At 71.0% G+C, this 20,034-nt stretch carries 18 protein-coding genes and 1 pseudogene (1 of these 19 running past the window's edge); 7 read left to right on the forward strand and 12 right to left on the reverse strand.

Going from position 1 to position 20,034, the window contains the following annotated elements; genetic code table 11:
- From BGN97_RS10930 to BGN97_RS10965, 8 genes are all read right to left on the reverse strand, one after another.
- On the reverse strand, positions 1-1,148 hold a 1,148-nt coding region (locus tag BGN97_RS10930; protein WP_292701241.1), incomplete at its 3' end, for an MFS transporter.
- Between the two features lie 99 nt (positions 1,149-1,247).
- The gene (locus BGN97_RS10935; protein ID WP_292701243.1) at positions 1,248-1,607 is read right to left on the reverse strand and encodes a Fe-S protein; all 360 of its coding nucleotides are present in this window, start codon (positions 1,605-1,607) and stop codon (positions 1,248-1,250) included.
- A gap of 97 nt (positions 1,608-1,704) precedes the next feature.
- A complete protein-coding gene (ribH, locus tag BGN97_RS10940) occupies positions 1,705-2,181 on the reverse strand; it encodes a 6,7-dimethyl-8-ribityllumazine synthase (protein ID WP_285634252.1) in 477 nt (158 codons plus the stop codon).
- On the reverse strand, positions 2,178-3,452 hold the full coding sequence (ribA, locus tag BGN97_RS10945; RefSeq protein ID WP_292701247.1) for a GTP cyclohydrolase II: 1,275 nt from the start codon (positions 3,450-3,452) through the stop codon (positions 2,178-2,180). The genes ribH and ribA overlap by 4 nt, the downstream gene beginning before the upstream one ends.
- Positions 3,449-4,078 (reverse strand): riboflavin synthase, encoded by a 630-nt coding sequence (locus tag BGN97_RS10950; RefSeq protein ID WP_292701249.1) that lies wholly within the window; start codon positions 4,076-4,078, stop codon positions 3,449-3,451. Before BGN97_RS10950 ends, ribA begins: the two co-directional genes overlap by 4 nt.
- On the reverse strand, positions 4,078-5,106 hold the full coding sequence (ribD, locus tag BGN97_RS10955) for a bifunctional diaminohydroxyphosphoribosylaminopyrimidine deaminase/5-amino-6-(5-phosphoribosylamino)uracil reductase RibD (protein ID WP_292701251.1): 1,029 nt from the start codon (positions 5,104-5,106) through the stop codon (positions 4,078-4,080). The genes BGN97_RS10950 and ribD overlap by 1 nt, the downstream gene beginning before the upstream one ends.
- A 247-nt stretch (positions 5,107-5,353) precedes the next feature.
- Entirely contained in the window at positions 5,354-6,217 is an 864-nt protein-coding gene (locus tag BGN97_RS10960) for a DNA-formamidopyrimidine glycosylase family protein (protein WP_292701253.1), read from the reverse strand.
- Positions 6,218-6,257: 40 nt separating this feature from the next.
- Complete coding sequence (locus tag BGN97_RS10965; RefSeq protein ID WP_292701255.1) at positions 6,258-6,821, reverse strand: GNAT family protein; 564 nt, start codon at positions 6,819-6,821, stop codon at positions 6,258-6,260.
- Between the two features lie 101 nt (positions 6,822-6,922).
- Here BGN97_RS10965 and BGN97_RS10970 point away from each other — a divergent pair, with 101 nt between their 5' ends.
- Genes BGN97_RS10970 through BGN97_RS10985 form a run of 4 tightly spaced genes read left to right on the forward strand, consistent with a single transcriptional unit; the run spans position 6,923 to position 12,945 of the window.
- A complete protein-coding gene (locus tag BGN97_RS10970; RefSeq protein ID WP_292701257.1) occupies positions 6,923-7,798 on the forward strand; it encodes a permease in 876 nt (291 codons plus the stop codon).
- Between the two features lie 9 nt (positions 7,799-7,807).
- On the forward strand, positions 7,808-11,341 hold the full coding sequence (mfd, locus tag BGN97_RS10975) for a transcription-repair coupling factor (protein ID WP_292701259.1): 3,534 nt from the start codon (positions 7,808-7,810) through the stop codon (positions 11,339-11,341).
- 26 nt (positions 11,342-11,367) lie between these two features.
- Positions 11,368-12,171 carry an alpha/beta hydrolase gene (locus BGN97_RS10980; protein WP_292701261.1) on the forward strand — a complete coding sequence of 268 codons (804 nt, stop codon included), beginning with the start codon at positions 11,368-11,370 and terminating at the stop codon, positions 12,169-12,171.
- A gap of 18 nt (positions 12,172-12,189) precedes the next feature.
- A complete protein-coding gene (locus BGN97_RS10985) occupies positions 12,190-12,945 on the forward strand; it encodes a methyltransferase domain-containing protein (protein ID WP_292701263.1) in 756 nt (251 codons plus the stop codon).
- Between the two features lie 10 nt (positions 12,946-12,955).
- Here the strand turns inward: BGN97_RS10985 and BGN97_RS10990 are convergent, their stop codons facing one another.
- Entirely contained in the window at positions 12,956-13,210 is a 255-nt protein-coding gene (locus tag BGN97_RS10990) for a hypothetical protein (protein ID WP_292701265.1), read from the reverse strand.
- A 105-nt stretch (positions 13,211-13,315) separates the two neighbouring features.
- Here BGN97_RS10990 and BGN97_RS10995 point away from each other — a divergent pair, with 105 nt between their 5' ends.
- Positions 13,316-13,480: a hypothetical protein gene (locus BGN97_RS10995; protein ID WP_292701267.1), complete on the forward strand. Its 165-nt coding sequence runs from the start codon at positions 13,316-13,318 to the stop codon at positions 13,478-13,480.
- A gap of 66 nt (positions 13,481-13,546) precedes the next feature.
- On the opposite strand, the gene BGN97_RS11000 is transcribed toward BGN97_RS10995, so the two are convergent.
- Positions 13,547-14,383, reverse strand: coding sequence for an SDR family oxidoreductase (locus BGN97_RS11000; RefSeq protein WP_292701269.1), 837 nt, complete (start codon positions 14,381-14,383; stop codon positions 13,547-13,549).
- A gap of 175 nt (positions 14,384-14,558) precedes the next feature.
- Between BGN97_RS11000 and cydC the strand changes: the two genes are divergently transcribed.
- Positions 14,559-17,945, forward strand: a complete 3,387-nt coding sequence (cydC, locus tag BGN97_RS11005; RefSeq protein ID WP_292701271.1) for a thiol reductant ABC exporter subunit CydC — start codon at positions 14,559-14,561, stop codon at positions 17,943-17,945.
- On the opposite strand, the gene BGN97_RS11010 is transcribed toward cydC, so the two are convergent.
- Positions 17,914-18,744 carry a M56 family metallopeptidase gene (locus BGN97_RS11010; protein WP_292701273.1) on the reverse strand — a complete coding sequence of 277 codons (831 nt, stop codon included), beginning with the start codon at positions 18,742-18,744 and terminating at the stop codon, positions 17,914-17,916. The genes cydC and BGN97_RS11010 overlap by 32 nt on opposite strands.
- A 10-nt stretch (positions 18,745-18,754) precedes the next feature.
- Positions 18,755-19,111, reverse strand: a complete 357-nt coding sequence (locus BGN97_RS11015; RefSeq protein ID WP_285634214.1) for a BlaI/MecI/CopY family transcriptional regulator — start codon at positions 19,109-19,111, stop codon at positions 18,755-18,757.
- Positions 19,112-19,257: 146 nt separating this feature from the next.
- On the opposite strand from BGN97_RS11015, the pseudogene BGN97_RS11020 reads away from it, so the two are divergent.
- A pseudogene (locus BGN97_RS11020) lies at positions 19,258-20,034 on the forward strand (cytochrome ubiquinol oxidase subunit I) (it continues 791 nt past the right edge of the window).

Genomic DNA, 20,034 nt, shown 5'->3' on the forward strand with positions numbered 1-20,034 from the left:
AACGCCTGGGTCAGCGGCACCGCACCCGGCTCCGTCGCCGACTGCCCGAGGAAGAGCGGGAACGTGAACCCGAACAGGATGATCGCGACAGTCACGCCGATCAGCAGCTTGCGGCGGCCGATCCGGTCCGCCCAGGGGCCGGACACCATGGTGAAGATGCCGAAGAAGACCACGCCGACGATCTGCATCAGCACGAAGTTGGTGTAGCCGAAGCCCTGGCCCGGATAGAACTGCGCGGCGAAGGCGGCGGCGTCGAACGTCGCCCCCTTGGCCTCTGCGGTGGCCTTGGCCGCGGCGGAGGCCGCTTCGAGAGATGCAGCCTTGGTGCCGTAGCTGAGCGTGAAGTTCGTCATCAGGTAGAACAGCACGTACGTCGCCAGCATGATGAACGTGCCGAGGATGAGCTGCTTCCAGTGGTGGCGGAACACCGTCGCGAGGGGCAGCTTGCGGATGACGCCCTTGTCCGCCGCCTTCCTGAAGGTGTCGGACTCGACGAGCTTGAGCCGGACCCACAGCCCGATGATCACCATCACGGCCGAGAACAGGAAGGGCACCCGCCAGCCCCAGCTCAGGAAGGCTTCGGACTTCAGCGCCGGATCCGACTGATGCGGCAGGGCGAAGTTGATGATGAGGAACAGACCGTTCGCGATGATGAACCCGAGCGGCGCGCCCAGCTGGGGGAAGGTGCCGTACCAGGCGCGCTTGCCGGACGGCGCGTTCTCGGTGGCGACCAGAGCCGCCCCCGACCACTCGCCGCCGAGCGCGAAGCCCTGGGCGAGGCGCAGCACCAGCAGGAGGAGCGCGGCCCACCATCCGATCTGCTGGAACGTGGGCAGCAGGCCGATCAGGAACGTGGCGATGCCCATCGTCAGCAGCGACGCCACGAGGGTCGCCTTGCGGCCGAACTTGTCGCCGAAGTGTCCGTAGACCATCGCACCGATGGGGCGCGCGACCATCGCGGCGCCGAACACGGCGAACGACGACAGCAGTGCCGTGGTGTCGTTGCCCGTCGGGAAGAACAGGATCGGGAAAACCAGCACGGCAGCGGTGGCATACGCGTAGAAGTCGTAGAACTCGATCGTCGTGCCGATGAGGCTCGCGAGGATCACCCGGGATCGGGGATTGGCGGGCGCGCTGGTCGTGGTCATGTGATGCTCCTCCGGTGGCAGTCCCTAGGGAACTGCTGGGAGTCTACGACCGATGAAGCAGGTCCAGCGTGCAGCGTTACGCGCGGTGCGCGGATCCGCTCAGTGCCAGAACAGCCCGAGACCCGCGTTGAGCAGGGCGAGCACCCCGACACTCCAGAACATTCCGGCGGGCACGGCCTCGCCGCGCTTCTGGCGGGCCATGCCGATGCCGATGAGGGCTCCGATCACGACCAGCACCACGAGCTTGACGGTGATCTTGATGTAGAAGCCCGCGCCCGGTTCGAACAGGCCCATCGGCCAGGCGAGCAGCAGACCGGCGATGCCGGCGATCGCCAGACCGACGTTCATGAGCTGCGTGAACTGCTTCTTGCCGCCGAACGCCTGGGCGGCCCAGGCGCCGAAGAGAGTGGCGAAGCCGATGATGTGGAGGAAGACGACGATCTCGCGGAGGGTTCCCATGCGGTCCAGGCTATCCAGGAACCGTCCGTGGCGGAACGTGATACGCGAACGGGCCCAGCGGACCTGCACCGGTTCCGCTGAGCCCGTCGTGAGGGGCTCAGCCCCGCAGGTCCGCGATCACGCGCGCGGTGCGCAGCGCGGCATCCGCGGCCTCGGCGCCCTTGTCCTCCTGCGAGCCGGGCAGACCCGCGCGGTCGAGGCCCTGCTGCTCGTCGTCGAGCGTGAGCAGGCCGAAGCCGACCGGCTTGCCGGCGTCGAGCGAGACGCGGGTGAGGCCATCGGTGGTGGCCGCCGAGACGTACTCGAAGTGAGGCGTCCCGCCGCGGATGATGACGCCGAGGGCGACGACGGCATCCGCTCCACCGGCGAACGCGGCCTGCGCGGCGACGGCCAGCTCGAACGACCCGGGCACGCGCACCAGGGTGTGCTCGGCTCCGGCGGCGTCCAGCGTGCGCTGCGCACCGGCGATGAGGCCGTTGGAGATGACCTCGTGCCAGGTGCCGGCGATCACGACGACCCGCAGGCCGGTGCCGTCGACCGGGGTGAGAGGGGTGGGTGCTCCGGCGCCGCTCATGCGTCGTCCTTTCCGTGGGCGAGGGCATCGGCCAGCTCGGACTCGCCGATGATGTGGCCCATGCGATCGCGCTTGGTCTCGAGGTACTGGTGGTTGTTGGGGCCGACGCCGACGATCAGCGGCACCTGCTCGACGACGTCAAGGCCCAGCTCGCGCAGCTGCTTGACCTTGTCGGTGTTGTTGGTCAGCAGTCGCACCTTGGACACGCCGAGGTCGGAGAGGATGCCGGCGGCCGCCGCGTAATCGCGGGCGTCGGCGGGGAGGCCGAGCGCGAGGTTGGCGTCGACGGTGTCGAGGCCCTCCTCCTGCAGGCTGTAGGCGCGCAGCTTGTTGATCAGGCCGATGCCGCGCCCCTCGTGGCCGCGCATGTAGATGACCACGCCGCCCTCGGCGTCGATGCGATCCAGCGCAGCCTGCAGCTGCGGGCCGCACTCGCACTTCTGCGAACCGAAGGCCTCGCCGGTCAGGCACTCGGAGTGCACCCGCACCAGGGCTGTCTCGCCGGGCGTGCCCGAGACGACCGCGATGTGATCGGTGCCGGTGACACGATCCTTGTAGGCGAGGAACCGGAAGGTCCCGTGCTCGGTCGGCACGGTCGCGTCGGCGCGCAGGCTGACGCGACGGGCGGTCTTCTTCGCGCGGCAGTCGGCCTCGTCGCGGGGGTCGATCTCGTTCAGATGCCGGATGAGCTGCTCGATGGTGATCACCGGGATGTCCTCGCGGGCGCCCAGCTCCTGCAGCGCAGGCAGTCGCATCATGCTGCCGTCCTCGGCGACGACCTCGGCGATCGCACCGACCGGGTGCAGGCCCGCCAGGCGCATCAGCTCCACCGCGGCCTCGGTGTGACCGCCGCGCTCGCGCACGCCGCCGTCGACGGCGCGCAGCGGGAGGATGTGCCCGGGGCGGATGATGCTCGTGGCGGTGGAGGACGGGTCGGCGAGCACGTTCAGGGTGTGCGCGCGGTCGTGCGCGCTGATGCCCGTGGTCACGCCCTCGGCCGCATCCACGCTGACCGTGTAGGCGGTGGAGCGGGCATCCTCGTTGCTCTCCACCATGGGCGGGAGGTTGAGGCTGTCGGCGAGGTCGGCGGGCATCGGCGCGCAGATCAGACCCGACGTCCAGCGCACCATGAAGGCCATCACCGCGGGGGTCGCGAGCTCCGCGGAGATGATGATGTCGCCCTCGTTCTCGCGGTTCTCATCGTCGGCGACGATCACGGGACGGCCGGCTCGCAGTGCGTCGAGGGCGGCGTCGATGGTGGAAAGGCTCATCGGGAGCCTCCTTCCGGGAGAGTGCGGAACGCGAGCAGGCGCTCGACGTGACGGGCCAGGATGTCGGTCTCGAGGTTGACCACGTCGCCGGGGGTGAGCGCTCCGAGGATCGTCGCCTCGAGCGTCTCGGGGATGAGGGAGACCTCGAACCACGCGTCCGGCTCGGCGACGTCGCTGACGGCACTGACCGTGAGCGAGGTGCCGGCGACGCTGATCGAGCCCTTGTCGACGACGAGAGCGGCCAGGTCGGCGGGCAGCGAGATGCGCAGCACGCGCCACTGGTCGCCGGGGCGCACCTCCAGGACGGAGCCGGTGCCGTCGACGTGCCCCTGCACGATGTGGCCGCCCAGGCGGGCCCCGACCGGCATGGCCTTCTCGATGTTCACGCGGGAGCCGACGTCGAGGGCGCCGAGGGCCGAGACGTCGAGGGTCTGCTTCATGACATCCGCGTCGAAGGTGTCGGCGGTGGAGCCCACCACGGTCAGGCACACGCCGCTCACGGCGATCGACTCGCCGTGCACCGCGTCGGATGCCGCCTTCGGGGCGCGCACGCTCAGGCGCCAGCCGTCTCCCGACGGCGCGATCGCGGCGATCTCGCCGATCTCCTCGATGATTCCGGTGAACATCAGCTTCTCTCTTCCAGAACTGAAGGGCGGGCGACCGCGAGCAGGTCGTCGCCGAGGGGCAGCCATTCGTCGATCGTGAGGCGACGGGCATCTGCGATGGTGTCGACGCCGATGTCGGTGAGCGCGAGACGCGCGCCGCCGAGCAGCACCGGCGCGAGGTACGCCAGCACGGTGTCCGCGAGCCCTGCGGCGATGAACGCGCTGGCGAGCGTCGGCCCGCCCTCCACGAACACGCGCTGCACGCCGCGCTCGCGAAGGTCGTCGAGCACCACGGCGAGGTCGCGGGTGTCGTAGAACAGCGGCTCGTGCGGGTGGCGGCGCACCGCGGCGTCCGCCGGGGTCGGGCGGGAGCCGAGAACGACGGGGATCGGCTGGTGCTCGTAGAGGTCGTCGCCGTCGCGGGCGGTGAGCGACGGGTCGTCGGCGAGCACCGTTCCGGTGCCGACGACGATCGCGTCGGACGCCGCGCGGCGGCGGTGCACATCGGCGCGGGCGGCGGGTCCGGTGATCCACTGGCTGGTGCCGTCGGATGCTGCGGCCCGGCCGTCCAGGCTCTGCGCCCATTTGACGGTGACGTGCGGGCGGCCCAGCCGCTGCACGGTGAGCCAGTCGGCGATGAGCGCGCGCGCCGCGTTCTGCTGCTCGCCGGATTCGACATCGAGGCCGGCCGCGCGCATGCGCTCGGCTCCGCCGCCGGATGCCTGGCCCGGATCGTCGAGCGCGTAGATCACCCGCGAGACGCCGGCGTCGATGAGCGCCTGGGAGCAGGGGCCCGTGCGACCGGTGTGGTTGCAGGGCTCGAGCGTGACGACCGCGGTGGCGCCGCGGGCCTGACCGGGGGAGAGCTTCGAGAGCGCATCGACCTCGGCGTGCGGGGTGCCGGAACCGCGGTGCCAGCCCTCGGCGATCACCTCTCCGGCGGGGGAGAGGATCACGGCACCGACCTGCGGGTTCAGCCCGCGCGGGCCGTTCAGCGCCAGCACCAGGGCTCGCGTCATCGCCTCGCGTTCCGCCTCGCTGGATGCCATCGGTCGTCTCTCTCTGGATTCCCGGGGTCCGGCGGCACGCTCGACGCGTCGCACGTGCTGCCTCTCCTCCGGACTAGCGAGCTGCTGCTCGCATCACCGTCGGTTCCGGAGTTCCACCGGATCGGCGCCTGTGACCAGGCGTTCGCGGACTGTCACCGCCGGTTCGGATTCACACCGACCCCGGAGCACGTTGATGCTCTGAGTCTAGTCAACGCGGCATCCGATGATTCATTCCCGGTAATACAACTCACTTCAGCAGCCGGGAGAGCCGGCGGTCGGCGAGCGGCTTGCCGCCGGTCTGGCAGGTGGGGCAGTACTCCAGGCTGCGGTCGGCGAAGAACACGCTGCGCACAGTGTCGCCGCAGACCGGGCAGGCCTCGCCGCGGCGTGCGTGCACCCGGAAGCCGGCGCGCTTGGCATCCTTCAGATCCGACGGCGGCTTGCCGGAGGCAACCCGGACAGCATCGCGCAGCGTGTCCTGCATGGCCGTGTAGAGGCGGTCGATGGCCTCGTCGTCGAGGTTGCCGGACGGCGCGTACGGCGACATCTTCGCGACGTGCAGGATCTCGTCGCTGTAGGCGTTCCCGATGCCCGCGATCACGCCCTGATCGCGCAGCAGGCCCTTGATCTGCATCCGCCTTCCCGCGAGCAGTGATGCGAAGACGTCGCGCGTGAACGACGGATCCAGGGGATCGGGACCGAGCCGTGCGATTCCGGGCACGTCCTGAGGATCGCGCACGACATAGACCGCGAGCGACTTCTTCGTACCGGCCTCGGTGAGATCGAACCCGCTGCCGTCGTCCAGCGCGATCCGCAGCGCGATCGGGCTGCGTCCGGGCTTGATCAGCGTCGTCGGCAGGGTGTCGTACCAGCGCAGCCAGCCGGCCTTCGCCAGATGGAACACGAGGTGAAGGTCATCGCCGCAGGCGATGTCGACGAACTTGCCGTACCTCGCGGTCGCCGTGACTGTTGCGCCGTGCAGCGCGGTGTTCGGAGGATCGTAGGTCTTCAGAGCCGCGATCTCGCCCACGCTCGTGCGCGTGATCGCGTGTCCCACCGCGCGCTCGCCGAGGAAGTCGACGAGCCCCTGCACCTCCGGCATCTCGGGCATGCAGACATCCTGTCATCCGCACCCGACAACGGCCAGCGCCTCAGAGCACCGGCCACTCCGCGGGAGTGCGGTCGTCGGATGCCAGGAGCCCGGCGATCCAGGCGTCGTCGCGGCCGCGCGGGCTGGAGTGCCCCTGGCGCAGCATCCCCTCGTACCGGAAGCCGAGAGCCCGGGCCGTGCGCGCCGACGGGATGTTGCCGACCACCGCTCGCCATTCGACACGGGCGAGCCCCAGCTCGCCGAACCCGAAGTCCACGACGGCGCGCGCGGCCTCGGTCATGACTCCCTGGCCGCGGTGCGCATCGGTGCCCCAGAACCCGATCTCGGCATCGCCGCCGTCCGGACGCAGCGCCACCTTGTGCAGGCCGATCATGCCCGCGAGCGCGCCGTCCCTGCGGATCGCCCAGACCGTCTCGACGCCGTCCGCCCACCACGAGGCGACGAGCCCGACGAAGTCCTCGGCGTTCCTCCGCGAGTACGGGCTGGGCACCGTCGTCCAGCGCGGCACCTCGGGGTCCTGGCAGGCCGCGGTGATCGCGTCGATGTCCGCTTCGGTCGGGATGCTCAGGACGAGGCGTTCGGTGCGCAATGTGACGGGTTCCATCCGCCCAGCGTACGGGCCGATCGGTACGCTTGTGGCACGGCCGTTCCGCCGTCAGCCCGGGGAGGACGGCCGTGCCGATGCAGCGCTCATCGCCCAGGGGCGTGCTCGTGTCCCTGCTGGCATCCGTGCTCTTCGCGAGCATCTTCTACCTGACCGCGCAGCTGAGCTCGACCGCCGAGGTCGTCTGGGCCTGGCGGGTGTTCGTGACGCTGGCGCTGTATCTCCTGGCGCTGTGGCATCCCGCGGCGCGCGAGGCCCTGCGGGTGCTGTTCCGCCGCCTGCGCGCCCGCTGGTGGATGCCGCTGCTCGCCCTGCTGCTCGCATCGATCGTCGGATTCCAGCTGTGGCTGTTCATGTGGGCGCCCATGCACGGGCACGGGCTGGATGCCTCGCTCGGCTACCTGCTGCTGCCGATCACGCTGGTGCTCGGCGGGCGCTTCATCCTGCACGCGCCCGTGAGCCGGGTGCAGTGGTGCGTGGTCGCGCTCGCCCTGCTGGCCGTGGTGGTGAAGTTCGCGGCGACGCCGCAGCTGTCGTGGGTGACCATCGTGATCTGCATCCCCTACGCCGTGTACTTCGTGCTGCGGCAGCGCTTCGGGCTCGACGGGCCGCTCGTGTTCGGCGTGGAGCTGGCCGTCATGTCGCCGGTCGCCGCGGTCGTGTTCCTCACGGCGACGCCGGGGCGGCTGCCGCTGCCTGAGCTCGCCGGCCTGGCCCTGGTGGGCCTGCTCGGCGGGATCGGGATGGTGCTGTACCTGGGCGCGTCGACGATGCTGACCATGCCGGTGTTCGGCCTGCTCACCTACGTCGAGCCGGTGCTGCTGGTCGGCGTCGCGTTCGTGCTCGGCGAGCGGATGCAGGGAGCGGATGCCGTCGTCTACCTGATCCTCGCCGTGGCGCTCGCGCTGCTGGGCGTCGAGGGCTTCCGAGCCGCGCGGCGGCGTCCGTCAGATCCCGATGTCGGCGCGGCCGAATAGTATGTTCCGGTGACTGTTCCGGGGATTCTGCGCGCCTTGGAAGAGGCGAACCTCTATCGTGACGCCCTCACCTGGGCGCAGACCGACGGCGAGATCTCGGTGGTCGACGGGCTCGACGCCCCGGTCATCGCGGGCCTGCTGCGCAAGCGCGCGCAGGCGGGGCATCCGGCATCCGCCCTCGTCGTGACGCCGACCGGCCGCCGCGCCGAATCGGTCGCCGCTGCTCTGGGCACCTATCTCGCGGATGCTGAGATCCTGACGTTCCCCGCCTGGGAGACGCTGCCGCACGAGCGCCTGAGCCCCAGCCCCGACACGGTGGGGCGCCGGCTGGAGACGCTGCGCCGGATCCGCACCTGGTCCGGCGAGAAGCCGCTGGTCGTGGTCGCCTCCGTGCGCGCCGCGCTGCAGCCGGTCGCCGCGAACCTCGGCGACGCGGCTCCGCTCGAGCTCCGCGTCGGAGGGCGCGGCGTCGAGCTCGAGGACGCCGTGGAGCAGCTCGTCGAGCGTGCCTACTCCCGCGTGGACATGGTCTCGCGTCGTGGCGAGTTCGCCGTGCGCGGCGGCATCCTGGACGTCTTCCCGCCCACGGCCGATCACCCGGCCCGCGTGGAGTTCTTCGGCGACGAGGTCGATCAGATCCGTGCCTTCTCGGTCGCCGACCAGCGCTCCCTACCGGGCGACGTGGCATCCGTCGAACTGCCCGCCAGCCGCGAGCTGCTGCTGACCGCAGACGTGCGCGAGCGCGCGGCCGCACTGGTCGGCAGGTTCCCGGCGATCTCGGGGATGCTCGAGAAGATGGCCGAGGGCATCCCGGTCGAGGGAATGGAGTCGCTGCTCCCCGCCGTCGCTGGACCGCTGGTGACGCTGGCCGAGTACCTGCCCGAAGGATCCGCCGCGGCGATCGTCGACCCCGAGCGCGCCAGCACGCGCGCCCAGAACCTCGGGGAGACCAACCGGGAGTTCCTGGACGCCGCATGGAGCGCGGCCACATCCGGGGCATCCGCTCCGATCGACCTCGGCGCAGGCGACTTCCGCACCATCGCGCAGCTGCGCGACATCGTGCGCGGACGCGAGGGCGTGTGGTGGCGGCTCAGTCCGTTCGCGATCGACGATGCCGACGCCGCGAACCTCGACTCCTCGATCATCCCGTCCTTCCACGGCAACGTCGACGGCGCGATCGCCTTCGTCGAGGCGCGACTGGGCGAGGGATGGCGCGTCGTCGTGATCGCCTCCGGCCACGGGCTCGTGGAGCGCGCCCGCGACGTGCTGAGCGACCGCGGCCTCGCCGCGCGCATCCTCGAGGACCTCGTCGACGCGCCCGAGGGCGGGATCGCCTCGCTCGTGGTCGGCTCGGTCGAGTCCGGCTTCCAGGTGCCCGAGGCGAGGCTCGCCGTGCTCACCGACAGCGAGTTCTACGGCCGCACGATCGGCGGCGACCAGCGCGTCGTGAAGAAGCTGGCGTCCCGTCGTCGCAACGTCGTCGACCCGCTGCAGCTCAAGCAGGGCGACTACGTCGTGCACACCACGCACGGCATCGGACGGTTCGTCGAGATGACCAAGCGCGAGGTGTCCTCTGGCGGGCGCAACGCCGTCAAGTCCACCCGCGAGTACCTGGTGCTGGAGTACGCGCCGTCCAAGCGCGGCTACCCCGGGGACAAGCTGTTCGTGCCCACCGACCAGCTCGACCTGCTCTCGAAGTACGTCGGCGGCGAGGCGCCCGCACTGTCGAAGATGGGCGGCAGCGACTGGTCGGCGGCGAAGGGCAAGGCCCGCAAGGCCGTGCGCGACATCGCCGTGGAACTGGTCAAGCTGTACTCGGCGCGGGTGAACTCGAAGGGCTACGCCTTCGGGCCGGACACCCCCTGGCAGCGCGAGCTGGAGGAGGCGTTCCCGTTCGCCGAAACGCACGACCAGCTCCAGACGATCGACGAGATCAAGGCCGACATGGAGCGACCCATCCCCATGGACCGGCTGCTCTCCGGCGATGTCGGCTTCGGCAAGACCGAGGTGGCCGTGCGCGCCGCCTTCAAGGCCATCCAGGAGGGCAAGCAGGTCGCCATGCTGGTGCCGACCACCCTGCTGGTCAAGCAGCACCTCGAGACCTTCACCGAGCGCTTCGCCGGCTTCCCGGTGAAGGTGCGTCCGCTCTCGCGCTTCCAGACCGACAAGGAGGCCCGGCTCACGCTGCAGGGGCTCGTGGACGGGTCGGTCGACATGGTCATCGGCACGCACCGCATCCTCACCGACCAGGTGATCTTCAAGGATCTGGGCCTGATGATCATCGACGAGGAGCAGCGCTTCGGCGTCGAGCACAAGGACGCGCTGAAGAAGATGAAGACCAATGTCGACATCCTCGCGATGAGCGCCACGCCGATCCCGCGCACGCTCGAGATGGCGGTCACCGGCATCCGCGAGATGTCGACCCTGCAGACCCCGCCGGAGGACCGGCATCCGATCCTCTCGTTCGTCGGTCCGCGCAGCGACAAGCAGATCGCCGCGGCGATCCGGCGCGAGATCCTCCGCGAGGGCCAGGTGTTCTTCGTGCACAACCGCGTGCAGTCCATCCAGCGCGTGGCATCCGAGCTCGCCGAGCTCGTGCCCGAGGCGCGCATCGCCGTGGCGCACGGCAAGATGGGCGAGCACCAGCTGGAGCAGGTCGTCGACGACTTCTGGGAGCGCAAGTACGACGTGCTCGTGTCGACGACGATCATCGAGACGGGCCTGGACATCTCCAACGCCAACACGATCATCATCGACAAGGCCGACAAGTACGGCCTGTCGCAGCTGCACCAGCTGCGCGGTCGTGTGGGCCGCGGTCGCGAGCGTGCATACGCGTACTTCCTCTACGACGACGCCAAGCCGCTCAGCGAGACGGCGGCCGACCGTCTGCAGACGATCGCGGTGAACAACGATCTCGGCTCGGGCATGCAGGTCGCGCTGAAGGACCTCGAGCTGCGCGGCGCGGGCAATCTGCTGGGCGCCGAGCAGGCCGGCCACATCGCCGGCGTCGGCTTCGACCTGTACCTGCGCATGATCGGCGAGGCCGTGGCGACGTTCCGCGGCGAGGAGACCTCGTCGGATGTCGAGCTGCGCCTGGAGCTGCCGGTCGACGCCCGCATCCCCGAGCACTACATCGACAGCGAGCGGCTGCGTCTGGAGGCCTATCAGAAGCTCTCCGCCGCAGCCGGTGCCGGTGCGGCCGAGGACGCGATCGACCTGGTCACCGAAGAGCTCATCGACCGCTACGGCGCGCTTCCCGAGGAGGTCGAGACGCTGGTGACCGTCGCACGGCTGCGGCGCCGGGCGGCCCGCGCAGGCCTCACGGATGTGGTGGCGATGGGCTCGAACCTGCGCATCGCGCCGGCGCGCTTCGAGGACTCCATGAAGGTGCGCCTGGCGCGGCTGTACCCGAAGGCCAAGCTGGTCGGCGGGGGAGAGGCCCTCGTCGTGCCGATGCCGCTGGATGCGGAACTGATCGAGTGGGTGGGCAACCTGTTCACCGCCATGTTCCCCGAACCCGCGAAGCCGGCGTCGGCCTCCTGAGCGGACCGCTCTCCTAGGCTCGAGATATGGAAGGCATCCTCGAGCGCGGTACGGCGACCATCCGCTACGTCGACGGGGGCGGTTCGGGCAGGCCCGTCGTGTTCACGCACGGTGCGGGCATGGACGCGGCCTCGTTCGCCGCGCAGGCGGAGGCCGTGCAGGATGCCGGGTTCCGCAGCATCCACTGGGATCTGCGCGCGCACGGCGCCTCGACACTCGCGGCCGGCGCCCGCTTCACGGCGCGGGACGCACTGGACGACCTGGGCGCTCTCATCGACGAGCTGCGACTCGAGAGCCCGATCCTGGTCGGGCACTCACTGGGCGGGAACCTCTCGCAGGCGTTCGTGCGCGCACACCCCCTCCGTGCGAGCGGACTGATCGCCGTCGGAACGACCTGGAACACCGGTCCGCTCAGCCGGGGCGAGCGGATCGGGCTGCGGATGGCTGCACCCATGCTTCGTCTCATCCCGTCGTCGAAGCTGGCGGGGCTGATGGCGGACGCCTCGGCGATGACGCCCGAGGCGGTCGAGTCCATTCGTGCGACCTTCGCCCGGATGCCGAAGTCCGTGTTCATCGACGTGTGGCGCGCGACCGCCTCGTTCGTCGGACCCGATCCGGAGTACCGCTCGCCGGTGCCGGTGGGACTGGTCGTAGGCGCGGAGGACCGCACGGGCAACATCCGGAAGGCGATGCAGGCATGGGCCGGCGCCGAGGGCGTGCGCCTGCACGCGATCCCCGGCGCCGGTCACGTCGTCATGGCGGATGCACCGAATGCGACGTCCGCGGCGATCATCGGCATCCTCCGGGAATGGGACGCGGCGGCCCGCTGAACGTGTGAGGATCGAAGGATGGCCGACACCTTCGAGGAACTCATCGCGGATGCGGAAGCTGCCGACGTCACCGGCTGGGGCTTCGACTGGCTCGACGGGCGGGCCACCGAGGAGCGTCCGCCCTGGGGATACGCGCGCCTGCTCGCGGAGCGCTGGGCATCCGCACGCGCGGCCCTCGATCTCGACACCGGCGGCGGGGAGGTGCTGGCCGAGGCGTCCGTCTTCCCTCCGGTCGCCGTGGCGACCGAGGCATGGCCGCCCAACGCCGCGCAGGCCACGGCACGCCTGCATCCCCGCGGCGTCGCCGTCGTGCAGACCGCGCCGGGCGCGCCGCTGCCCTTCGCGGCAGGCGGCTTCGACCTCGTCACCAGCCGCCATCCGGTCTCACCGGACTGGGAGGAGATCGCGCGTGTCCTGAGCCCTGGCGGCACCTACCTCGCGCAGCACGTGGGGCCCGCGAGCGGATTCGAGCTGATCGAGTACTTCCTCGGGCCCCTCCCCAGGGAGCGCCAGGGCCGTGATCCGCAGGCCGAGGCGGATGCCGCACGCGCAGCCGGCCTGGAGATCGTCGACCTGCGCACCGCGCGTCTGCGGATCGAGATCAGGGATGTCGGCGCGGTGGTCTACCTGCTGCGCAAGCTGGTCTGGTGGGTTCCCGGCTTCACCGTCGACGCGCACCGCGACCGCCTTCGCGACCTGCACGAGCAGATCCAGCGGGGCGGCGTGTTCGTGGATCACTCCTCCCGGCACCTCATCGAGGCGCGAAGGACCTGACGGGGCGCGCTCAGCGCCACAGCCAGCGCAGGGCATCCGGCAGCAGCACGCCGCCGTGATTCGGGCTGTGCCCTCCGTCGCCGACGACCAGGCGCACGTCGTGCCCGGTCCGGGCGAGAGCTGCCGCAGTCTCCAGGGACTCCGCGAACCAGTTCCACTCCGGATCGTTCCAGCCGATGTCCCGGTGCGCGGCGTGCAGCAGGATGCGCAGATCGCGGCGCGCGCCGTCGCGCAGAAGCCGCGGGTACGGATTGCCGTCCGGCATCTGCGCGAAGCTCGGGTTGAACGCGATGACGCGGCGGAAGACCTCCGGTCGCCGCCAGCCGGCCGTGAACGCCGCGTCGCCGCCGGAGCTCCCTCCGCAGATGCCGTGGCCCAGAGCATCACGGATGCCGGAAGCAGCGAGTCGTGGCCGGCCGGCACGTGCACCCAGACCGAGCGGGTCGTGCCGGGGTACGCGATGCTGTCATCGATCGTGAACCGCTCGATGCGGCCGGGGACGACGCCGGGGGAGGAGAACGAGTCCGGACCGTAGGCGTAGCTCACGTCGTCCTGGCTGACGGGGAGCGAGGTGTAGGGCTGCAGGGTCATGACATCCTCCTCATCGCAGGGCGAAGCCGCCGTCGCTGCTGAGCACCTGCCCGACGACCCACGATCCGGCATCGGAGCACAGCCAGCCGATCAGGCGGGCGGGGTCCTCCGGCCGGCCGAACCGGCCGAACGGAGTGGTCTCCAGGAACCCCGGGAGCCAGCTCAGGTCGCGGTCCGTGGTCTCCGGGTCGAGGTAGCCGGTGTTCACGGGTCCCGGGTTGATCGTGTTCAGGACGATGCCGAGGTCGAGGAGCTCGGCGGCGACCGTGCGGGTCACGCCCGCCAGACCGGCCTTGCTCGTCGCGTAGGCGACCTCGTCGCGCATCGGACCGTCTCCCTGACCCGAGGTCATCCAGATCACCCGGCCGGTGGGCGCGCCGAAAGGTGCGGATGCTCCGGCATCCCTCTTCCGGCGTGCGAACCCGGCCGTCAGCAGCAGGCTCGCCCGCGCGTTCGTCTGCCAGTGCGCGTCGAGCCGGTCGGCGGTCATCTCCACGATGCTGCCGTCCGACCCGCTCAGGGCCTGGTTGCACACCAGGATGTCGACGGCGCCGGTCAGCGCTGTCGCGGCGTCGAGCAGATCCTCGATCTCCTGCGCGTCCCGGAGGTCGGCGTGCCGGTCGGCCGTGACGGCGCCGGGCGCGAGCGCACCGCGGATGCCGTTTCGCACGGCTTCGAGGTCGTCGCCGCCCCAGGGCTGGGCGGTGTCGTGCGGACGGAAGTGATGGATGAAGACGTCGGCGCCGAGCGACGCGAGCTCGCGGGCGACGGCGAAGCCGATGCCCTTGCGGCGGGAGACGCCGGTGACGAGTGCGGTCTGTCCGGAAAGGGGCAGCGGGCGGTGCACGGTGGATCCTTCGGTCGTGGATGCCGCGGCACGCCGGACGGCGGCCTGACGGCGGGGACGGAGGCGACTCACCTGCACTGCATGTCGCCACCGTAGCATCCCGTGCGCCGAGCGCGTCGGCCGGGGGTGGAACGATCCGGCGCGAGCATTCTTCTACAAGCAGTAGAATTCAGGAGTGAGCGTCGATCCGATCCCGAACGATCCCTGGGTGGCCGAGGTCGAGCGGGCGCGGCGTGCCCCCGGATTCCGCCGACCGGACCTCGGGCCGGTTCCGAAGCCCTCGATCTACCTGCTGGGCGTGATGGCCGCCTCGCGCGCCGTCGGGCTCGTGCTCATCGCCGAGGCCGTCGCGCGCGGCATCGGGGCACTGTCGGGGACCGGTCTCACGCAGGAGTCCACCCGGATCATCCTTCTGCTCGGACTCCTCGGCATCCTGCTGCGCGCCGGAGGCGAGTGGGCGACCTCGGTCGTCGCACGGCGCATCGCCACCACCGTCAAGCGCGACCTGCGCAGCCGGCTGTGGCGGCGCATCGCCCTGGGCGGGACGGACGGCGGCGGCACGGCCGTCCTGGCCGCCGACGGGCTCGACGATCTCGACGACTACTACGTGCAGACCCTTCCTGCGCTGATCGCGGCGGCCGTGGTGCCGCTGATCGTTGGCGTGAGGATCCTCGGCGCGGACTGGCTCAGCGCTCTCATCATCGTGCTCACCATCCCACTGGTGCCGTTGTTCATGATCCTGATCGGCAAGCACACCCAGCAGCGGACGGATGCCGCGCTCACCGCGCTCACCCGGCTCGCCGACCACCTCACCGAGCTCGCGCGCGGGCTTCCCGTACTGGTCGGACTCGGTCGCGTCGACGAGCAGACACGCGCCCTCGACGACATCCAGCGGCGCTTTCGCGCCCGCACGGAGGAGACGCTGCGCTGGGCGTTCCTGTCGTCGCTCGCACTGGAGCTCATCGCCACGATCTCGGTCGCCCTCGTCGCGGTCGTGCTCGGTCTGCGCCTGCTCGACCGCAGCATGACGCTGGAGCCGGCGCTGATCGCTCTGATCCTCGCGCCGGAGTGCTTCCAGGCCATGCGCGACGTGGGAGCGGCGTTCCATGCCTCACAGGACGGGCTCTCCGCCCTCGACCGCGCCCGGGCCCTGCTGGCGAAGCCGCGCCCGCGCGGGGCCCGGACGGAGCCTGCTCCCGGCGTGCACGTCGAGAAGCTCACCGTCCGGTACGCCGGGCGGGAGGCGCCGACGCTGAGCGACTTCACGGCGCACCTGCACGGGATCACCGCGATCACCGGTCCGAGCGGCGCGGGCAAGTCGACGCTGCTCGCCGCGCTCGCCGGTGTGCTGCCGGCGGATGCCGAGGTCACGGGCGCGATCCGGGGAGCGGACGCCGTCGCCTGGGCGCCGCAGGCACCCAGGGCGTTCGCCGACACGCCGCGTGCTGAGCTCGCGCTGTACGGCGGGGGCGACGACGCCCTCGAGGAGGTCGGCCTGGGCGCGCTCGCCGACGCAGCCGTCGCCGAGCTGAGCCCGGGGGAGCTGCGGCGTCTCGCCGTCGCGCGCGCGCTGGCGAGAGCGGATGCCGGGGCCCGCCTGCTGGTGCTCGACGAGCCGACCGCCCACCTCGATCACGCTGCCGCTCAGCTCGTGCGGGATGCCATCCGCCGGCGCGCGGCGGCCTGCATGATCGTCTTCGCCAGCCATGAGCCGGAGACCCTCGCCCTCGCCGACTGGCATATCCCGGTCGGAGAGGCATCCGCGCCCTCCGTCCTGAAGGAGGATGCCGCTTCTGAAGGAGGATCCGCGTCCGAGCAGCCTTCAGAAGTGCAGGCGTCCTTCAGAAGCGAGCCGCACGAGAGCGCGCCGCGCGCGCCCGAGCCCGCTCGCCGCCTCACTCTGAGCGCGCTGTTGCGCCCGCACGCCCGGCTGTGGGCGGCGTCCGTCGCGCTGGGGGCGCTCGCCGCAGGCCTCGCCGCCGCGCTCACCGCCGTCTCGGGATGGCTCATCGTCCGCGCGGGCGTCGAGGAGTACATCATGTACCTGCTCGTCGCGATCGTGGGCGTGCGGGCCTTCGGCATCGGCCGCTCGGTGGCGCGGTATGCCGAGCGGCTCGTCACGCACCGGGCGGCGTTCCAGGTCGTCGATGCGCTGCGCCTGCGCCTGTGGCGCGCGATCGCCGCGCGCGGCGCGGGCTCTCGCCGGCTGCTGGAGGGCGGTGCCCCGCTGGACTACCTCGTGACGCTGGCCGACGACCTGCGCGACCAGCTTCCGCGCATCATCCCGCCGATAGGCGCCGGCATCCTCGTCATCGCGGGCACGATCACGACGACCGCGGCGGTCACGCCTCGCCTGACCGTGCTCGTCGGCGTCCTGCTGCTCGCCTCCGTCATCGTCGCGACGACACTCGCCATCCGCAGCGAGCGCGGTGCCGGAGCCGAGCGCATCGCCGCGCGCTCGGCGATCGTCCGCGGCACCTCGGCACTGGCATCCGCTTCCGAGGATCTGCGGGGGAACGGCGTCAGCGATCGCGCCCTGCGCGAGCTCGACGCGCACGCCGGACTGCTCGCGACGGCTGAGCGTCGGGCCGCCTGGTCGGCAGGACTCGGCACCGCGGTCGTCACTGCGGCCACGGCGCTGCTGGCCGTGCTCGTCTCGCTGCTGTCGGCGGACGCACCCGCGGCGTCCGCATCGATCGTGGCGCTGCTCGCGCTCGCCGTGCTGGAGCCCCTGGCGGCTCTCGTCGCGTCGGCGCAGCGCATGCCGTCGCTGCGCGCACTGCTCGCGCGGCTCGACCCGATCCTGCGGCCGGCACCCGCTCCGGCCTGGCGGACCGGGCATCCGGATGCCGTGCGCCAGGTCGCGCTCGAGCGCGTCACGGTGCGCTACCCGGGCACCGCCCGCCCGGCCGTGGCCGGTGTGACGGGGACGGCGGCGCGGGGGCGCTGGCTCGTCCTGGACGGGCCGTCGGGGTCGGGCAAGTCCACCGTGCTGTCCGCGATCATGGGGGCGCTGCCCGTCGAGACGGGCGAGATCCGCGCGGACGACCGTCCGCTCACCGCGCTGGAGGAGCGCGCCTGGCGGGACCGCGTCGCCTGGTGCCCGCAGGACGCCTACGTCTTCGACTCGACCCTCCGGGGCAACCTGCTGCTCTCCCGCGCACGCGATGATGCGCCCGACGACCGTGACATGCGCGACGTGCTGGAGCGTGCCGGGCTGGGCGTCCTGATGGGCTCTCTCGCCGACGGGCTCGACACCCGGGTCGGCGCAGGAGGGTCGGCCCTGTCCGGAGGGGAGCGCCAGCGGCTGGCCGTGGCGCGGGCGCTGCTCACCCGGGCCGACGTGATCCTGCTCGACGAGCCCACGGCTCACCTGGACGAGCCCACCGCGGCGGCGATGATGGCCGACGTCCGCGCGGCGACCGCCGATCGGATCGTCGTCCTGGTCTCGCATCGTCCCGGGGATCGCAGGGACGGCGACGCCGTGCTGCAGCTCGGCGACACGGCTCCTGCGACGGCGGATGCCCGCGTCAGCCTGCGAGCCGGCGGAACCGGTCGCTGACCCGCATCGACCCCGAGACCGGCTGATCCGCACCGGGCACGCCGCTGGCGCCCACCTGCAGGATCGCGCGCGCCAGCACCTCGTCATGCACCTCACGGCGAGCATGGTCGTCGGCGAGCATCTCCACCAGCGCTGCGACCTCGACTTCGGCGCGCGCCGCGATCGGGAACCAGGGCAGCGCCGAGCGCCAGGCCCGGAACGCGAGCAGCAGCAGGTCGTGACGCTGCTCCACGTGGGCGCGCTCGTGCGCGATGACCGCGACGAGCTCATCCGCATCGAGACGGTCCAGCAGACCCTGCGACAGCACCGTCACGGAGCGCGCGCCGCGGGGCAGGCAGTAGGCGACGGGCACGGCGTCGTCCAGCACCCGGGTGCGCGCGCGGGTGGGGTGCGGGGAGGTGAGCATCTCGAGCAGCGCCAGGTGGCGGTGGCGCAGCCGCGTGACCTGCACGACCGTGATCGCGAGATGGGTCAGGAGGTACACAGTGAACAGTGCGGCGGGGATCGGGGCGAGCCACGGATGCTGCGGAAGGGCCGCGTAGCCGGCCAGTGCGAGCGCGCCGATCATCGACAGCCCTCCGGCCAGGCCGATCACCTGCCAGAGCAGCAGCGCCATCACGGGTGCGCGCATGGGCCACGTGGCGCGGGAGAGGGCGACCGGCACCGGCCACGCCAGTGCGACGGCGACGATGCCGAAGACGACAGCAGCGGCGATGACGACCGCGTGCGGGATCACCAGGGCCCCGGACATGCCGGGATCCGCCAGCGCGTGGTCGACCGAGGTCAGCGGGCCGATCATGGCCGTGTGCTCAGCCCGCGCCGCCGAGCAGACGGCGCAGCACGGCGGCATCCTCCGCCGACACGCCGCCCACGAAGCGCTCGAGCACAGCGGTGCGGTCGCCCGCATCGCCCAGCACGGAGTGCATCAGCTCGGCCACGTGATCGGCTCGCGACGCGACCGCCGTGTATCGATGCGGTCGCGAGGAGCGATCCGATGCGACGAAGCCCTTCTTCTCCAGTCTCGACAGCACGGTCAGCAGCGTCGTCGCGGCCAGGGTCCGGCCGTCGGCCTCCAGAGTGTGCTGCACGTCGTAGGCGCTCAGGGAGCCGTCCGCGTCCCAGAGCGCGTCCATGACGGCGCGTTCCAGTTCTCCGAGCGTGCTCATCGGCGCCTCCCGTGCGTGTGATGGTTTCTTCCGGCGCATCCATTCTACCTCTCGTCGAAATTGTTCTATTGTGTGTCGAAGTAGTTCTACAAGGCGTAGAATTCAAGAGGATCGGACGCACGGAACGATCCGAGGAGGAGATCCGCATGGACGTGCTCGACATCGCCCGCTGGCAGTTCGGCATCACGACCGTCTACCACTTCCTGATGGTGCCGCTGACGCTGGGCCTGGGCATGATGGTCGCGATCATGCAGACCCGCTGGGTGCGCACGGGAGACGAGAAGTTCCTGCGCATGACCAAGTTCTGGGGCAAGGTCTACCTGATCAACTTCATCGTCGGCGTGGCGACCGGCCTGGTTCAGGAGTTCCAGTTCGGCATGGCCTGGAGCGAGTACTCCCGCTTCGTCGGGGATGTCTTCGGAGCCCCGCTGGCGATGGAGGGCCTGCTCGCCTTCTTCGTCGAGTCGACCTTCCTCGGCATCTGGATCTTCGGCTGGGGCCGCCTGCGCAAGGGCCTGCACCTCGCGGCGCTCTGGTGCGCGGTGATCGGATCGTGGATCTCGGCGTTCTTCATCATCGTCGCGAACTCCTGGATGCAGCATCCCGTCGGCGTGGAGATGGGAGCCGACGGTCGGCCGGTCATGACCGACGTCTGGGCCGTGCTCACCAACAACACCGCCCTCGCCGCCTACACGCACACGGTCCTCGGCGCGCTGGTCGTCGCCGGCATGTTCCTGCTCGGCATCTCCTGGTACCACCTGTGGCGTCGTCGCCACGACGGCATCGACACGGTCGACGAGACGGGCCGTGTGGTCGTGGGGGAGACGGATGCTGCGCCAGGGCGCGACCGCACCGACCACGGCGTGTGGATCTGGTCGCTGCGGCTGGGCGCCGTCGTCGCCGTCCTCGGCTTCCTCGGGACG

The organism is Microbacterium sp. 69-10, from assembly GCF_001897945.1.
In the GTDB taxonomy this organism is placed as follows: Bacteria; Actinomycetota; Actinomycetes; order Actinomycetales; family Microbacteriaceae; genus Microbacterium.